At 42.2% G+C, this 16595-nt stretch carries 14 protein-coding genes; 7 read left to right on the forward strand and 7 right to left on the reverse strand.

Features of this window, described 5'->3' with window-relative positions; all coding sequences use genetic code 11:
• Positions 1-23 precede the first annotated feature (23 nt).
• Positions 24-1010 carry a transglutaminase family protein gene (locus BDD43_RS07995; RefSeq protein WP_121197183.1) on the forward strand — a complete coding sequence of 329 codons (987 nt, stop codon included), beginning with the start codon at positions 24-26 and terminating at the stop codon, positions 1008-1010.
• Between the two features lie 23 nt (positions 1011-1033).
• On the opposite strand, the gene BDD43_RS08000 is transcribed toward BDD43_RS07995, so the two are convergent.
• On the reverse strand, positions 1034-1780 hold the full coding sequence (locus BDD43_RS08000; RefSeq protein ID WP_121197184.1) for a hypothetical protein: 747 nt from the start codon (positions 1778-1780) through the stop codon (positions 1034-1036).
• 193 nt (positions 1781-1973) lie between these two features.
• Between BDD43_RS08000 and BDD43_RS08005 the strand changes: the two genes are divergently transcribed.
• Positions 1974-3062 carry an SGNH/GDSL hydrolase family protein gene (locus BDD43_RS08005; protein ID WP_121201925.1) on the forward strand — a complete coding sequence of 363 codons (1089 nt, stop codon included), beginning with the start codon at positions 1974-1976 and terminating at the stop codon, positions 3060-3062.
• Between the two features lie 97 nt (positions 3063-3159).
• Here BDD43_RS08005 and BDD43_RS08010 read toward each other — a convergent pair whose 3' ends face one another.
• The 6 genes from BDD43_RS08010 to uvrB all read right to left on the reverse strand — a co-directional run bounded on the left by BDD43_RS08010 (position 3160) and on the right by uvrB (position 10665).
• Entirely contained in the window at positions 3160-5634 is a 2475-nt protein-coding gene (locus BDD43_RS08010) for a YfhO family protein (protein ID WP_121197185.1), read from the reverse strand.
• Between the two features lie 67 nt (positions 5635-5701).
• On the reverse strand, positions 5702-5992 hold the full coding sequence (locus tag BDD43_RS08015; RefSeq protein ID WP_121197186.1) for a hypothetical protein: 291 nt from the start codon (positions 5990-5992) through the stop codon (positions 5702-5704).
• 1 nt (position 5993) lies between these two features.
• Positions 5994-6254, reverse strand: a complete 261-nt coding sequence (locus tag BDD43_RS08020) for a DUF4834 family protein (protein WP_121197187.1) — start codon at positions 6252-6254, stop codon at positions 5994-5996.
• Between the two features lie 159 nt (positions 6255-6413).
• Positions 6414-7175 carry a hypothetical protein gene (locus BDD43_RS08025; RefSeq protein WP_147425590.1) on the reverse strand — a complete coding sequence of 254 codons (762 nt, stop codon included), beginning with the start codon at positions 7173-7175 and terminating at the stop codon, positions 6414-6416.
• A gap of 141 nt (positions 7176-7316) precedes the next feature.
• On the reverse strand, positions 7317-8180 hold the full coding sequence (locus BDD43_RS30380; RefSeq protein ID WP_121197189.1) for a hypothetical protein: 864 nt from the start codon (positions 8178-8180) through the stop codon (positions 7317-7319).
• A gap of 457 nt (positions 8181-8637) precedes the next feature.
• The gene (uvrB, locus tag BDD43_RS08035) at positions 8638-10665 is read right to left on the reverse strand and encodes an excinuclease ABC subunit UvrB (RefSeq protein ID WP_121197190.1); all 2028 of its coding nucleotides are present in this window, start codon (positions 10663-10665) and stop codon (positions 8638-8640) included.
• A gap of 757 nt (positions 10666-11422) precedes the next feature.
• On the opposite strand from uvrB, the gene BDD43_RS08040 reads away from it, so the two are divergent.
• From BDD43_RS08040 to BDD43_RS08060, 5 genes are all read left to right on the forward strand, one after another.
• Positions 11423-12736 (forward strand): serine hydrolase, encoded by a 1314-nt coding sequence (locus tag BDD43_RS08040; protein ID WP_162847004.1) that lies wholly within the window; start codon positions 11423-11425, stop codon positions 12734-12736.
• Between the two features lie 402 nt (positions 12737-13138).
• Positions 13139-13837: a YjjG family noncanonical pyrimidine nucleotidase gene (locus BDD43_RS08045; protein WP_121197192.1), complete on the forward strand. Its 699-nt coding sequence runs from the start codon at positions 13139-13141 to the stop codon at positions 13835-13837.
• Entirely contained in the window at positions 13834-14355 is a 522-nt protein-coding gene (locus BDD43_RS08050; protein WP_121197193.1) for a DinB family protein, read from the forward strand. The genes BDD43_RS08045 and BDD43_RS08050 overlap by 4 nt, the downstream gene beginning before the upstream one ends.
• Positions 14356-14637: 282 nt before the next feature.
• On the forward strand, positions 14638-15495 hold the full coding sequence (locus BDD43_RS08055; protein ID WP_121197194.1) for a UDP-2,3-diacylglucosamine diphosphatase: 858 nt from the start codon (positions 14638-14640) through the stop codon (positions 15493-15495).
• Positions 15496-15539: 44 nt separating this feature from the next.
• The gene (locus BDD43_RS08060; protein WP_121197195.1) at positions 15540-16535 is read left to right on the forward strand and encodes a glycosyltransferase family protein; all 996 of its coding nucleotides are present in this window, start codon (positions 15540-15542) and stop codon (positions 16533-16535) included.
• Positions 16536-16595 lie beyond the last annotated feature (60 nt).

Below are 16595 nucleotides of genomic sequence, written 5' to 3' on the forward strand. Positions count from 1 at the left end.
TTTAATATTGCAGTAACCCACTTATGCCAGAGTTTAAAATTCATCATGTTACCCGGTATAGCTATGAGAGCCCTGTGCGCGATAGTGCTAACCAAATCATCCTTTATCCTATACAGGATGAGTATCAAACTGTAATTAAACACCAGCTTAAAATAAGCGGCGAGCCACATGTTGATACCCATATTGATCACTATGGCAATGAAATAGGTGCCTTTACCTATATAGAACCGCATACGCACTTAGAAATATCATCAAAAGTTTGGGTAACCACCAAACACAGGATGTTTCCGGTTGATGATGTTTTGGCCAGCCAGCAATGGGCCGATTTGCTAAATTTACGTTACGAGGTATCATATATTGATTTTTTAAGACAAGAGTATTTTGAGGGGCTGGCCGAAATGCAGGCCATTGTTGCCAACCAAACCCAAAGCAACGAAACTCCTTACCAAACAGCTGTACGCTATTGCAAATACGTTTACGAAAACTTTGAGTACATAAAAGGCGTTACAACCGTTGAAACCACGCTTGACGAGATATGGAAGCTAAAGGCCGGCGTTTGCCAGGATTTTGCCCATATTTTAATGGAAATGCTGCGTGTTATTAACGTACCTGCAAGGTATGTTAGCGGTTACATTTGCACCACTAAAAGCACCAGTATGCGTGGCGAAGGGGCTACACACGCCTGGGTTGAGGCTTATATACCAAATTACGGCTGGCTTGGCCTTGACCCTACAAATAACATTATTGCTAACGAAAACCATGTGCGTTTAGCCGTGGGCCGTAATTTTACCGATTGTACCCCCGTTAAAGGCGTGTATAAAGGGGCAAGCTTTCATACGCTTGAAGTTACCGTATCGGTAGGTAATGAGGATGACCTGGAAGAACCGGTTGACTACGAAAACGTACACCATGATGTACCCGTTGTAAAGCCTATTAAACCCGTTGTAAAAAATAGCTACCGCGAATATTTAGAAATGATTCAGCAACAGCAGCAGCAACAACAACAGTAAGGTGCATTGCCCGCTGCTTTAAATTAAATTACCCGCCGTTTTCTAAACTGGGTTGATTTAAACTTATAGCGCAGTTTAACCGATATGATATTGTAAAATCCTTTTAAATTACTGTCCTGGCTTGACTGAAAACCATCCAGGTATAACGAATTTACATAGTTTAACTGGAAATTGGGGATGATAGCTAACCTATCGGGCCCTAGTATGCCCGGTAAATCAATAATGGTGCCCAAGTTGGCTGCCAAAAGTAAGTATTTGCCCTGTAGCTGCGGGTTGCCGTATATGGTGCCTTGCTTATCATCGTGTTCAACCAAAACATTATTGGTTTTTATAGCGCCTATTCCAATACCTAAATATAGTTGTTTAATGGCATCCTGCAGGCGGTTGTTGGGTGTAAAATCGGCAAATTTACCCAGCCCTACACTTGCATTGGCCGTTGCCGAAAAGTACTTGTTGGTACTGCCGTAGTACTTTAGGCGGTGTTCATCATCAATGCCTTTTAATGTGCCGTATTGCCCTTCTAAACCAAAAGAAACATAGCGGTTTATATTGTAATCTAAATTACCTATAAAAACTACATTTAAAGGGTTGCTGTTAAAGTGGGTTTGCAATGTACTTGCGCCAAAGCCTGCGCTTATGCGGAGGCCCTTGTTGTTAAGGCCATAAAAAAAATCGGCCTGTGCGTAAGTTTGGCTTACGCCGGCAAATAATAATACAAATAAAGCTACAGCAAAAAAATTGTGCGTGGCGGCAGGTTGGTTTGCTTTCATTGAGATATGGTAATTGCTACGATTTTTTTGCAGCAATTTTTAGACCATTTTTCGGTACAGTTAAAATAATTAATAAAAATAGCTTTGTTATGGAGCCACTTTATTAAAAAATAGGCACATATTTTGTTTCCCGAATGCATAAATTTACCTTTATGAGTAAAATTGCCTTAATTGCCGAACGTTGATGTTTAAAATGAAAAAAAATCTGGCTTGTTTATTTGTTTCCTTAGTATGCAGTATTTGCTTTGTATCGGCAAAAACACCTTCTAAGCCGGTTTTAAAGCTGTTTACGGCTAATAATAAGTATTTTCAATACACTGGAAGGGTTGATTTTTCTAATCCGCTAAAGCCGCGTTTTTGGTCGTCGGGTGTGTATGTACGTATGAAATTTAAGGGGAAGGGCTGCGAAATTATAGTAAACGACCAGATGAAATACGGTAATTCGCATAATTATATTGATATTACTGTTGACGGGCAAACGCCTTACCGCGTGCAAACTACCGACGTTACCGATAATATTAAAGTTGGCGGCGATTTAGAAAATAAAGAACATACAGTGACTATTTGTAAAGACACTGAGGCTGGCATTGGTTACCTTGAGTTTGTGGGTGTTAAATGCGAAAAACTGCTTAAACTACCCGCGAAACCTAAACATAGAATAGAATTTGTGGGTACCACTATTACCTGTGGCGCAGATATGGACCGATCGGTATATCCATGTAATTTTGGTGATTGGTATGTACACCATAATGCCAATATGAGTTATGGCGCGGTTACGGCGCGCAGTTTAAATGCTGATTTCCAGATTACGGCAATATCGGGCATTGGTTTAACTAACAGTTGCTGCAATATACCAATTATGCCTAAAGCGTTTGATAAAATTAACACCGCAGCCGATAGTTTGATATGGAACTTTAGCATTTACCAGCCCGATGTGTTGAGTATTTGCCTGGGCGAAAGCGACGGCCCTGCCGCCCTGGATTCGGCTAAGTTTTGTGGTGCTTTTGTGGATTTTATTGGCAACATCAGGCACTTTTATCCTAAAACAACTATAGTTTGTTTAAATATACCAACCGGCGATTTGCGCCTTAATAAGGCACTTAAAAGTTTTATGGTAGGCATTAGCGATTATATGAATGCGCATGGCGATAGCAAGGTTTACCCGTTTAGTATCACTAAAACATATACTTCGGGCTGTAATAACCACCCAGACATGGGCGACCACGCACTTATTGCCGCCGAACTAAGCGAGTACATTAAGAAAATTATGAAGTGGAAGTAAAGCAGTGGTACTGATAATAATTTAACATAACAAAAAACGCCGGACTATAATGCCCGGCGTTTTTGTTATGAAGGAGTTTTACTGTAGATATTAACCGCTATTTTTTAGCGGGAGTTGCCACAGGTTGTTTCTTTTTGGTTTCCATAAATAGGGCACCACCTAAAAGTAATACCAGTAAGATGGAACTTGCAAACGATATTTTTTCGCCAGCATAGTATGATGTTGGGTGAAAAATAAACTCTATTTTATGGTTACCCACCGGTATTTGTGCGGCGCGTAAAACATAATCGGCACGGAAGTATGGTTTTTCAACTCCATCTATATACATTTTCCAGCCCTTGTTGTAATATATTTCCGAGAAAATGGCTATTTCCTGCGTAGTGCTTCCGCTTTGGTAAACCATATGGTCGGGGTTGTAACTTACAAGGTCAATTTTGCCCAGGGTATCCAGTGAGTTTTGCTTCTCGTCAATCAAAGTACTGTATTGCTTGTCAACAATAGCTTCATCGGATGGGTCAAAGCTGCTGATGGCCTGCATTTCCTCATCGGCATTGGGGGCAAACTTAACCGTTTTTACAAACCAGGCATGGCCGCAGGCGGTATTGTTGGCGTGCATACTAATGCTGCCCTGGTTTTTTTCGTCGGCGGTAAGTATGTATTTCACGTTCAGCATATCAAGCACATCCTGATTAATGCTTTTGCTTAACTGGTTATCAATCAACTCGTCAAAACGTTTTAAACGGGCGGCCGTGTAACCGCTGATAGCTTTATGGAAGTATGGCGTAACAGCATCCTGCAAAATAGGTTGCGTAGTATCAAAAACACGGTAATCCGGGTCTTTGTCGCGCATAATCAGCATGTCAATATCGCGTGGTTTTGGTGCCTGTGCATCTTGTTTGTCAATAAAGCTTTCATCTTTTAAATAGCGTTTATCAACGCTCCAAAGGTCAACCAATATAATTGCTAAAAATGCAACAGATACCAGCGTAGTGTTTAACTTTTGTTTAATAAAGGCCCAAAGCAAAGCAAAGGCGAGCAGTACAAATACCAGTGAACGCGCAGCATCGGCACGTGCAACCGATACTCTATCCTGTGTTAACCCGGCCATTACTGCATTGGCGGCATCAGTATTGCCTTTAAATGCCTGTGTTAACTGCTGCTGGATAGTTTGATTTGTAGCGTTTTTAAACGGCAGGAACAGATCGGGCAAAATTATGATTACCAAACAGAGGCCGCCGGTAATGTATAAGGCTATTAACAGTTTTTTAAATAACGGGGCTCTATCCGTGGTGGTAGCAACCTCGTTAACGGCAAGCAAAGCTAAAACCGGAACGCACAACATGGCAATGGCCAAAAATGAATCGACCGCGCGGAACTTATTGTAGAGCGGGAAGTAGTTAAAGAAAATATCGGATACGAAAGATAAATTACGACCAAAAGAAAGCACTACCGATAATACAATGGCGCCTACCAGCCACCATTTAACCTGGCTGCGCACAATAATTAACCCGAAAACAAACAGGAAAAATATAACGGCGCCATAGTAGTTTGGCCCAACGGTAAAAGGCTTATCGCCCCAATAAAGTGAAAATTGCTGTGCAAAGGTTTCGGCTTGTGTGGGGTCAACATTGTTACTAACCAGTGCCTTGGCAACGTTTGAGCCTTCGCCCGGAGCGTTGCCTGTATAGCCGCCATAAGCGTTGGGTATTAAAAAGGTTAAGCACTCGCCAATGCCCTGGCTGTACTCGTAAGCATAATCGCGCGGAAGGCCGTTGCTTGGTTGTTTAGTGTTTTGGGTAAGGTTTGATTGCCCGCGAATGGTATCCTTACCATAATCATAAGTACTCCATAACATGGATGCATTAACTGCAATGGCTAATAGTGTGCCAACTGCAAGGTATGCCAGGGCTTTACCAAAGCTGGCCAGTGTTTTGGCTTTATAGGCGTGGTAAAGTTCAACCAGTACCAGTATAACAATTGCCAAAAGCAGGTAATATGTCATTTGGACGTGGTTAGCGCGTATCTCTAACGCTAAAAAAAGCGCTGTTAATGCTGCACCCAACAAATATTTGCCTCGCAGGGCTAAAATAATACCCGCTAAAATAGGTGCAAAAAAGGCTATGGCAAATACCTGGTTGGAGTGCCCGGCCAGCATCAATATAAAATTGTATGATGAGAATGTAAATGCTATTGCTCCTGCTGCTGCCAGCCAGGGGTTAAGTTTTAAAACACAAAATAACAGGTACGAACCCAATAGCAACAATAATACGGTATCAATAGGGTTGGGGAACACCTTCTTTAAAACATCAATAATGTGAGTGGTTATGTTGCCTGGATAATGTGCCCATAACTGGAAGGTTGGCATACCGCCTAAAACCTGGTTTGTCCACAAAATTGTGGTGTCTTTTTCATGGTAATCCATGATTTCTTTTTGTGTGGATTGTGCGCGGGTAACGTCACTTTCGCCTAACGCTTTACCCTTAAATGCGGGGGTAAAGTACACAAAGCTTATCGCGAAAAAAATTCCAATAATGGCCAGATGGATGCCATTTTGTTTAAACCAATTGTTCATTAACGTGAGATATGATAATCAAAAATAGAAATTTGGTTGAGAATACGAACTATTTTTGTATTTAGGTTTAGCAGTGCTGTGTGCCGCTCCTAAAAGCAAAAAACATGATCGCCAATCCGGCAACACTAATTATGTAGGCAATAATACGTATTTTATCGTATTCTTCGCGGTCGCGGCGTATTTTGTAGACATTGTAGGCAGCAAGCACTGCTAAAACTACCCAAAAAAACCAGTTTATTTGAGGGCATGAGGCAAACGCCTGTATGGTAAGCGCCATTACAACATAGTTAACGGCTATAAGGTAAAAAGATTGGGGCGTGCCGTAATGCCGGCGCTTGTACACATCTTCGGGGAGCATGTTACTTTATTTCTTCGTAATCAATGTAATCGCCCTCAGAATCGGGTATTGCGCTTTTGCTTTTTGGAGCTTTATCTACCCTTACCGAGCCTTCGGCATTGCGGGATTGCTTACCGCTATTGTATTGCTGTTGCTGACCGCCTTGTTGTTGTGCTTTGTTTACCACGCTTTGAAAAAGCATAGGCAGGGCCAGGCGTATTAAACCACGGATACCGTAGTAGGCAAGCATCAGGATGAGGAAAAATTCAATAATTGCTGACATCGTATCAATTGTAAATTACAAATATATAAAGTTAATAACGATAAAATAGTTTGCTTATGATAAGCGCAATGTTTTACATTGTATTAACAGATGGAGGAGAAATAAAAAGGGCACCCCGGGGTGTACCCGAAATGCCACTATATTAAATTAAGGGGGGTGTTAGTGTGCCAAAGTAAATCTTAACCAAAAATCCTGTGATTCGGACATGTCAGGATCGTCAGCCCCGCCGCCGCCATTGCTGTTGCCCGAGTCGGATTTTTTGCCGCCATCGCGACCGGTATGGTTAACGGCGCCTGTACTTGCGCTGGCACTAATTCCGCCGGCACTTTTATCGCCATCAATACCGTTTATGCAAACGTTTATAAAAATATCGTTGCTTTTATCGGCTTTTAAGGCCAGTAAACGCAGGGGTATGGCCATTTCATAGCCCAGGTTGCGCTCGTCGTCAAATTTAAAGGCGGCTTTAAAGCCAACGCCGTTTGTGGGCGGTATTTCGTCGGGGTTTACGCCTTTAAAGCCCGATGTTTGGATGGTGCCCGGTATAAACGAGCCTGTATTATCGGCATTGCGCCTAAAACCGCTACTACCCGGTTTAGGGAAGGTAACGCTATAGGTTTTGCGCTTTTTGCCTTCGGTGTTGATTGATACCGTAATGCCTGCCTTGGTTATTTTGCGTTTAACCATGGGGTCGCCGGTAAGTACAATTAGGTATAAGCTGGTATCATCATTAGCTATGGTATAGCTGAGTTTAAATTTACCATCAAATACGGGTGGCGTATCTTTCCAATCGCTTACAAGGCCATCAATGGTAACAGATGCCGGTGCTTTTTTTAAGGCCGGGCCGGCGGCCTGGCCCTTTGCGTGGTTGGAGATTAAGAAAATCCCGAGCATGGCTACGGGAATGAGAAGGTGGCTTTTCATTGTCATAATAGTGAGTCAGTTAATGGAGTACAATTGCAAGATAAAAAATCAGAAGCGCATTTTCAATGGTTTCTGATTTTTTATCTTGCTGATGCACAATTATTTAAACCCAATTGTATAACTAAAAAAGTAGTAGTTTGCTTAATGCCCTGCCAGTGCCAGATCAACCCAAAAATCTGTTGATTGCGACATGGCGGATTTATCCTGTTGCTGGCCTTCGCCGCCGCCTCTGCGACCACCGCCGCCCCCACGTCTGCCGCCTCCACCGCCCATGCCGCCGCCACCCATTCCACCGCCGCCGCCCATGCCACCTCCCATACCTCCGCCGCCGCCAATGCCGCCGCCTTCGGTTCCACCGCTGCGGTGTGGGCCAACGCCATCGGGCATTTCAATACCATTAATAGAGATGTTGATAGCAAGCTGGTTAAGCTTGTTTTTATTGGCTTTTAAGTTGAGTAGTTTTAAGGGTATGGCGGTTTCGTAAATTAAGTTGTGTTTATCGTCGAAACCAATTGCGGCCTTAAAGCCGTAGGTGTTTGCTGTGGTGATAACATCGCTTTCCACATCCTTAAAGCCGGCTACCCTGATGCTGGTTGATTCGATAAGCGAAGGGCGTTGCACATCTTCGGCATTATCGTCGGGTTTGTGGTTCATGAAGGATGTTTTATCGGGAATGGGGTAACTTAGGCTGTAAACCTTATGTTTTTTGCCTTCGCCGTTTACCGATATGGTAATGCCGCCCGCCATTATTTTGCGTTTAAGTTGCCTGTCGGTAACAAGGGCTACCACGTATAAATCGGTATCGTTATTAGCTATGGTGTAGTTGAGTTTGGTTTTGCTATCGTACATAGCCAACGAATCGCCCCACTCCAGCATTTTGCCATCTACATTTACATTGGCCGGGGCCTTTTGCATGGTTGGTATTTGGTCTATCCGCGAAAATGCTTCTAACAAAAAGCAAATACCTAAACCAGCAAGCAGGGTATATTTCAAACCGTTTTTCATTACAGGATATTGATTAAATAATTAAACAACAATACCCTGCTTAAATGAATTTTGAATGAAAAAAGTGTGAGTGATGGTTTTGGAACAAATTTGTTACACAAGAAAGATGCAAGAAGCCAGATGCAAGAAACAAGAGTGCTGAAGCAGAAACAATTATTAAGAGCCGAGATAAGAGGAAAGCCCGATTTTTAAATTAGAACGTATTAGAAACACCTTAGCGGGCGTCAGTGCGAGGTACGAAGCAATCTCTACGTAGGACAAACGGACTTAAAGAGTCGCTGTGTAGAGTTTAGAGATTGCTTGGTACCTACCCATGACATTTTTCTTTCCCTGCTCTCGAGAGGGGAATCGCACAAGCCAACGCTCTTATTCGTCATTTCACTTTCATAGGCCACAGCATTCTATTACTCGCAATGACGCACTTATTTTATGTTTTTATTCTTAAAGGCAGTAATTCTCAAGAAAACTTTTCTTCCATCATTTTTTCCAATGCAAACATTTCGTCGCGTAGTTTGGCGGCCATTAAAAAGTCCATGCCTTTGGCGGCGGCAAGCATTTCTTTTTTGGTGTTTTCTATCGATTTTTTTAGTTCGGCCTTGGTCATGTATTGAACAATGGGGTCGGCGGCAATAGTCTGGGCCGTATTTTCAACGTAAGCGTATTGTATACCTCCTTTAAAATCAACCACAGATGTTTGCTCAATAATAGCCTCGCGCGATTTGCCAACCGTGGTAGGCGTGATGCCATGCTCCAGGTTATAGGCAATTTGTATATCCCGGCGGCGGTTGGTTTCTTCCATCGTTATCCGCATCGAGTCGGTAATTTTATCGGCGTACATAATTACGCGGCCCCTGTCGTTACGGGCAGCGCGGCCAATGGTTTGTATCAGCGAGCGTTCGGAGCGTAAAAAGCCTTCTTTATCGGCATCTAAAATAGCCACGAGCGATACTTCGGGTAAATCCAATCCTTCGCGTAAAAGGTTAATGCCTATCAGCACATCAAATTCGCCCAAGCGTAAGCCGCGCAGTATTTCAACCCGTTGCAGGGTTTTTACTTCGGAGTGTATGTAGCGGCATTTAATACCCAGCCTGTCCATATATTTAGCCAGTTCTTCGGCCATGCGTTTGGTTAGGGTGGTTACCAGTATGCGGTCGCCCAGTTTAATGGTTTTATCCACCTCGTCAAGCAAGTCGTCTACCTGGTTAATTACTGGGCGCACTTCAATAACAGGATCGAGCAGGCCGGTTGGGCGTATTACTTGCTCAACAACCACACCTGCCGATTTTTCGAGTTCGAAATCGCCGGGGGTTGCACTAACGTAAACGGTTTGCGGTGCCAGGCGCTCAAACTCCTGGAAGTTTAGCGGGCGGTTATCCAGGGCGGCAGGCAGGCGGAAACCATACTCAACCAATGATATTTTGCGCGACCTATCGCCGCCGTACATGGCCCTTATTTGCGGCACGGTAACATGGCTCTCGTCAATCACCATCAAATAATCGTCCGGAAAGTAATCCAGCAAACAAAAAGGCCGTGCGCCGGGCTGGCGGCCATCAAAAAAGCGCGAATAATTTTCGATGCCCGAGCAATAGCCCAGTTCGCGTATCATTTCTAAATCGTAATTAACCCGTTCTTCCAAACGTTTGGCTTCTAAAAAACGGCCATCATCAATAAATTGTTTTTTACGGCTCTCCAGCTCGGCCTGTATTTCCCAAACGGATTGCTGGAAACGCTCGCGCGGGGCAACGTACAGGTTGGCAGGGTAAACCACCATGTTCTGCATTTTTTCGACAGTTTTGCCGGTGGTTGGGTCAAAAGTGGTTAGCTCTTCAATATCATCACCAAAAAACGAAACCCGGTAAGCATAGTCCATGTTGGCGGGCCATATATCAACCACATCGCCCTTTACGCGGAAATTTCCGCGGCGAAAATCGGCCGTGGTGCGTGCGTATAGTATCTCTACCAGGCGATGCAAAAATGCATTGCGGCTAATGCGTGTACCCACTGCAAAGCGGAAAACGGAATTGGCAAAATCCTCCGGGTTACCCATACCATAAATGCAGGAAATGGACGATACCACAATAACATCCCGGCGGCCCGACATTAAAGCCGATGTAGTGCGGATACGTAGTTTTTCTATCTCCTCGTTTATCTGAAGATCTTTTTCGATATAGGTATTGGATGATGGTATAAAGGCTTCGGGCTGGTAGTAATCGTAATACGACACGAAATAGTTTACCGCGTTTTCCGGAAAAAACTGTTTAAACTCGCCGTAAAGCTGCGCAGCCAGGGTTTTATTGTGGCTTAAAATAAGCGTGGGTTTTTGAGTTTGCTCAATAATATTGGCAACGGTAAATGTTTTGCCCGAGCCTGTAACACCCAATAAGGTTTGGTAATTATCGCCATTATTAATGCCCTGCACCAGTTGGCGTATAGCTTCGGGCTGATCGCCGGTGGGTTTATATTGGGATGTGATTTTAAAATCCATAATTTTTATGAGTATTGAGATGGACGTATTGCGACTCATCTGTTGGATAACACTGGTATATGGCTGTTTGTTAGGTGCTCTTTAACAAAATGCCATTGGTGCAATCTTTTTTAATCGGTGTAACCCTAATCAACAAAACTACAAAAATTAGCAGGCATAAAAAAGGGGAACCAACCCGTGGCTCCCCCTAAATCAAACCTTATCAAACATCAGCATGAACTGATGTTGTTATAAATACGCTTAGTTGTAGTGATTAGTTTTTGGAAATTATTTTTTGACATTTTAATTAGATTTAGGATTGGTGGAAGATGGAATAGGTAAGATGGAAGATGTGTTTTTGAAATGGAAATGTATAACGTACAATGAAAGGGTGGAGGTGTGATGTAAACAAAAATGTTGCCTATACCTCCGTGCGATTGGCCCCTTCCTTAAAGATGATTTTTTATACTTTCACACCTTATATGATACTTCCTCTAAAAATAGATGGCGTTTATTAGCCAGCAATTCATTCAAAAAAAATTCTTTAATATTATAAACGGAGTAACTTTTAAAGTATTTTGCCCCAAAAAATTCTCAGTAAAATTCAGCTTCGTATTAATGGTAATCAACTTTTAATGTATTTTAACAAGAACTTTTGTATTGAATAAAGTAGCTTTACAATTTTACTCATTGTATGCGTTTAACTTTTATCATTTTACTTTTAACTCCAATATTTTGTTTAGCTCAACCAAAACAAGATACATTAATTAGTGATTATATGCAGGGCGAATACTTGCAAGGGTTTAATGGCAATGTGTTGATTGCAAAAAGTGGCAAAATAATCTTTCAACGATCATTTGGTTACCGAAATTTCAGCATGATGCAACCACTTAATAACTCGTCTGTTTTTGAATTGGCATCCGTTTCCAAGCAATTCACAGCCGCAGGTATTTTATTACTTAAAGCAAAGGGAAAGCTTCATTTAAATGATACATTGGGTATGTATTTCCCACAACTTCCATATTCAAAAGTTACCATTTACCAGCTACTAACGCATACTTCGGGACTACCAGATTATTTAGATGTGATGGATACCGTATGGAATCATCACAAAATTGCTTTTAATAATGATGTTGTGCAGTTTTTGGCAATCCATCGGCCACCCTTATATTTTGCACCAGGCTCCCGGTATGATTATTCAAATACCGGGTATGTCCTTCTGGCCAGCATTATTGAAAAACTGACCGGTGAAACTTATAACGAATATCTGCAACGGAACATTTTTAAACCCTTGCATATGGATAGTACAAAAGTGTACAACACGCGAAGGTCAAACCGAGACAGTATTGCCAACTATGCCTACGGCGCAGTTTTAAGCAATAATACTGGCAATTACATGTTGCCTGATAGTTTAAAGCAGTATGACTTTGTATATTGGTTAGATGGCGTTACCGGAGACGGAACAGTAAATTCAACCACGGGTGATCTGCTCAAATGGGAAAATGCATTGCTGCATCACCGGATGCTTAATGAAAAAAATCAAACTGATATGCTTTCGCCGCACACGCTTACCGATACTCTTAATAAACGCTTTTATGGTTTTGGTGTAGAACTTGGAAAAGATGAGTTAGGGCAATTTATAACACATAATGGATCATGGCCGGGTTATTCAACAGTACTTAGCCACTATTATAACGGCGACTATACTATTATCGTTTTATCCAATAATCAGTTTAATTCAACAGGTATATCCAGAACTTTAGCTTATTTATTGAATGGTAAATCAGTTGTAATGCCTTATATCCACAAAGCAATCTCGTTAGATACTTCTATACTGAATAGATATGTTGGAAAATATGCCTTTCCATTAGCAAAATTGGAACTTGTAGAGCACTCTGGGAAATTATATCGCCATCTGCCCGGACGTAGTGCAGCTTCTGATGTTGAGTTAAAACCAGAATCATTCACCAAATTTTTTTATGCCAATAAGGCGGATGTTCAACTTGAATTTGAACTGAACGAAAAAAAACAAATAACTGGCGTATTTGTAATTAATTGCGGTATTAAATCCAGGGGGGCAAAAATCAATTAAAGGATAACCCTTAGCAAACCTAAAAGACATTGATTCACACTTTACTTTTTTCTGTAAGCAATAAGCTGTAAGAATGTACTCGCGATAGTGAAGGCCTTTGCTTTTTTTTTAAAAATAAGTTTCCTCCGCGTTCTCATGGAACAAGCCTGTGTGCTATCTACTGTTTTGGCAGCTTAGGTTTTTTAGATTGACTATAATTATTGAGGATTGATAAATATAGCTAAATTGCAACCTATATCAATACAGGCGATCTGCCTGCAATTATGATAAGGTTATGTTTCAAATTGTAGCTTTGCATCATGCGAATATGACTATGGGCGATTGTTTCGTTGTGTATAATGGCAATTTTACATCTTTCATAAGTAAATAAACACATCTTCCATCTTATCTGATAAATTTTCCATGAACAAAATATACCAACACATCTTCTTCGATCTCGATCATACCATTTGGGACTTTGACAAAAACGCTGAGGAAACTTTGCAGGAGCTTTATGTGGTTTACAAATTAGGCGAATTGGGTTTACCTTCTGCCGAAGTTTTTATTGAAACTTATACCCGCAACAACCACCAGCTTTGGGCCGATTACCACGTGGGCAAAATAACTAAGGAAGCACTGAGGGAAACCCGGTTCAAAAAAACTTTCCTCGATTTAGGTTTGAGGCCCGAAGTGATACCCTTGCAGTTTGAGGATGACTATGTTAACATTTGCCCAACTAAAACCAACCTTTTTGAGGGTGCGCACCAAACTTTGCAATATTTGCACGGCAAGTATACCATGCACTTGATAACCAATGGTTTTAAAGAATCGCAGGCGATGAAAATTAAGGGTGCCGGTATTGGTCAATATTTCGACCAGATCATCGTATCCGAAGACGTAGGGGTTAACAAACCCGACCCGGCAATATTTAAACATGCTTTACATTTGGCCGGGGCCGAAAAGGAAAGCAGTTTGATGATTGGCGACAGCGTTGAAGCCGATATTCGCGGGGCACTGGGCTTTGGTATGGATGCCATATACTTTAACCCCGCCGGCCTAGTTAAACCTGCCGATGTGCCTTTGCAAATAAGCAGTTTAAATGAATTAACTTTGTTGCTATGAGTATCGCTTCGCTAAAAAAAACGCTCGAAAATACGTTGATGGAATACCGCCGCCGTTTGGATGTTATACCAGATAGTGAGTTTAACGCTACGCCGCCGGGTGGTGGCTGGAGCTATGGCGAAGTATATTCGCATATTTTGCAGGCCAATTTGGCCTCGCTTGTGGCTATAGAGCGTTGCGCCAACGGCACCGGTAAAATTGATGATAAGCGCCTGGGTTTGCCGGCGCAGTTTATTTTTTTGGTTGGCTCGTTCCCCATAAAATTTAAGGCGCCCGAAAAAATTGCCGCCCAGGTTAACAATATTGGTAAAGAAGAAGCCCGCAATTTGCTGGTTAAACTCAAAACAAGAATAGAGCAGTTGGCGCCTGTTATAAACAAATCGTCTACGTTTAGTAAAATAAAACATCCGAGTTTGGGGCTGCTTAATGCAAAGCAATGGTTGAGGTTTATTGATATACATACGCGGCACCATTTAAAGCAGTTAAACCGTATTGAAAAAAAATTTAAGGGTGGGTGAAACTTTTTAAACTTAACGGAGTCTTAACATGCAGATAATCTGATAACCAGATATTTGTAATTAACACTTAATAAGATGAATCAAGAATTTATCCATGTGTTTGAAGTTGGCGCGCTGTTAGTATTAGTAGGTATATTTTACTTCAGCCCCTTTGAACTAAAAGTTAATGAGGACGACGAAGACGACGATTAGTCTAAACCCACACCCCCCTGTTGCATTAGCCGGTTTTATAAGCCGGGCTATGTTTGCTTCCTTTTATTTTTATTACTCAGCCCTCAAAAAATGGTAAAGCGCGAGGTTGATATTGTTGTAATTTCCGACGTGCATTTGGGTACCTATGGTTGCCAGGCTAAAGAATTATTACGCTATTTAAAAAGCATAAGGCCAAAAATACTGATACTAAACGGCGATATTATTGATATTTGGCAGTTTAGCAAATCGTACTGGCCGGAGGCGCATACCAAGGTGCTGCGCCGTATACTAAAATTTATTGCCGAAGGCATTCCCGTTTATTACCTAACCGGTAACCATGATGAGATGCTGCGCAAATTTGCCGATTTTGATTTGGGCAGCTTTAAACTGTTAAACAAGGTGTTACTTAACATTGACGGCAAAAAGGCCTGGATATTTCATGGTGATATTTTTGATGTTACCATGCAGCACTCCAAATGGCTGGCCAAACTGGGCGCAGTTGGGTATGATACGCTGATACTGATAAATAGCTTTGTTAATTGGTGCCTTAAATTGATGGGCAGGCCTAAAATGAGTTTCTCGGCAAGGGTAAAGGCTAAATTTAAAGATGCGGTAAGCTTTATTAATCATTTTGAACAAACCGCTGCCGACCTGGCTGTTGATAAAGGTTATGATTATGTAATATGCGGCCATATTCACCACGCCGAGATTAAAACCATACAGGGTAATGACGACCGAATAGGCTCGGTTGTATACCTTAACTCGGGCGATTGGGTTGAGAGCTTAACCGCTTTGGAGTATAATAACGGTAATTGGAGCATTTACAAATACCAAACCGACGATTTTAAAGCTGAAACAGAAGACGAGGACAAAACTGACCTTGAAGACCTGGATGCCAAAATGAATGTGCTTGATCTGTTAGAGAGGTTTAAACAAGAGAGCCACTAATGTAGTTAATGCATTATCTTTGCAAAAGCCTTTTGAAATAACAGATGAAGATACTCTATGCAATACAGGGAACAGGGAACGGACATATTAGCCGTGCGCGAGAAGTTGTCCCTTTGTTGCAGCAGCACGGCGAGCTTGACCTGCTGGTAAGCGGTACCGAGGCCGAGATGCAGTTACCACAACCACTTAAATACAGGTTACACGGGGCAAGCTTTGTTTTTGGCAAAACCGGCGGTGTTGATAAATGGGCAACTTATAAGATAATGAACCTGCGCCAGCTATGGCACGATATACGCAACATACCGCTTAAACAGTACGATTTAATAGTTAACGATTTTGAACCGGTTACGGCCTGGGCATGCCGTTTCCAAAAGGTGGAGTCGGTTTCGTTGAGCCATCAGTGTTCTTTTGTATCAAAAAAAACACCACGGCCCGATAAATACAACTTTGCCGAATTGCTTTTAAAATATTATTCGCCTACCGACCATCACATCGGTTTTCATTTTGACAGGTACGACGACTTTATTCATACTCCCGTTATCAGGAGCGAAATACGATCACTGGATCCTAAAAATATGGGGCATTACACCGTGTACCTGCCCGCCTATGACGACCGCACACTTGTTAAATACCTTAGCCAGATTGATGTGCCCTGGCAAATTTTTTCTAAACGCCAAAAAACCACGTATCAGGAAGGTAACGTACAGGTTAACCCGGTAAATAACGAAGCTTTTAACAAAAGTATGGCTAATTGCGAAGGCTTACTTACCGGCGGCGGCTTTGAAGGGCCCGCCGAAGCACTATATCTGCAAAAAAAGGTATTGATGATACCCATGAACGACCAATACGAGCAGCAATGCAATGCCCTGGCGGCATCACGGCTGGGTGTGCCTGTTATACACGAAGTTGATGATACCTTTGTATCAAAAATACGCCATTGGGTTGAGAGCGATAACCTCATCAAAGTTAATTTCCCGGATGAAACGGCTGCCATTATAGCAAATATGGTGAAAACCTACGGAGCCCCCCTAACCCCCTGAAGGGGGAACAAGTTCGCCATGCGGCCTTTGGATTTATTTGCCTGCGAGGGATAGCGTGGC

It is taken from the genome of Mucilaginibacter gracilis (assembly GCF_003633615.1).
In the GTDB taxonomy this organism is placed as follows: Bacteria; Bacteroidota; Bacteroidia; order Sphingobacteriales; family Sphingobacteriaceae; genus Mucilaginibacter; species Mucilaginibacter gracilis.

What these genes read in the sequence shown, in the direction of transcription:
- BDD43_RS30380 (WP_121197189.1), bottom strand. Translation starts at nt 8,180, where the DNA reads ATGAAAAACGGTTTGAAATATACCCTGCTTGCTGGTTTAGGTATTTGC.
- BDD43_RS08060 (WP_121197195.1), top strand. Translation starts at nt 15,540, where the DNA reads ATGAAGATACTCTATGCAATACAGGGAACAGGGAACGGACATATTAGC.
- BDD43_RS08025 (WP_147425590.1), bottom strand. Translation starts at nt 7,175, where the DNA reads ATGAAAAGCCACCTTCTCATTCCCGTAGCCATGCTCGGGATTTTCTTA.
- BDD43_RS08000 (WP_121197184.1), bottom strand. Translation starts at nt 1,780, where the DNA reads ATGAAAGCAAACCAACCTGCCGCCACGCACAATTTTTTTGCTGTAGCT.
- BDD43_RS08020 (WP_121197187.1), bottom strand. Translation starts at nt 6,254, where the DNA reads ATGTCAGCAATTATTGAATTTTTCCTCATCCTGATGCTTGCCTACTAC.
- BDD43_RS08015 (WP_121197186.1), bottom strand. Translation starts at nt 5,992, where the DNA reads ATGCTCCCCGAAGATGTGTACAAGCGCCGGCATTACGGCACGCCCCAA.
- BDD43_RS08050 (WP_121197193.1), top strand. Translation starts at nt 13,834, where the DNA reads ATGAGTATCGCTTCGCTAAAAAAAACGCTCGAAAATACGTTGATGGAA.
- BDD43_RS07995 (WP_121197183.1), top strand. Translation starts at nt 24, where the DNA reads ATGCCAGAGTTTAAAATTCATCATGTTACCCGGTATAGCTATGAGAGC.
- BDD43_RS08010 (WP_121197185.1), bottom strand. Translation starts at nt 5,634, where the DNA reads ATGAACAATTGGTTTAAACAAAATGGCATCCATCTGGCCATTATTGGA.
- BDD43_RS08045 (WP_121197192.1), top strand. Translation starts at nt 13,139, where the DNA reads ATGAACAAAATATACCAACACATCTTCTTCGATCTCGATCATACCATT.
- uvrB (WP_121197190.1), bottom strand. Translation starts at nt 10,665, where the DNA reads ATGGATTTTAAAATCACATCCCAATATAAACCCACCGGCGATCAGCCC.
- BDD43_RS08040 (WP_162847004.1), top strand. Translation starts at nt 11,423, where the DNA reads ATGCAGGGCGAATACTTGCAAGGGTTTAATGGCAATGTGTTGATTGCA.
- BDD43_RS08055 (WP_121197194.1), top strand. Translation starts at nt 14,638, where the DNA reads ATGGTAAAGCGCGAGGTTGATATTGTTGTAATTTCCGACGTGCATTTG.
- BDD43_RS08005 (WP_121201925.1), top strand. Translation starts at nt 1,974, where the DNA reads ATGAAAAAAAATCTGGCTTGTTTATTTGTTTCCTTAGTATGCAGTATT.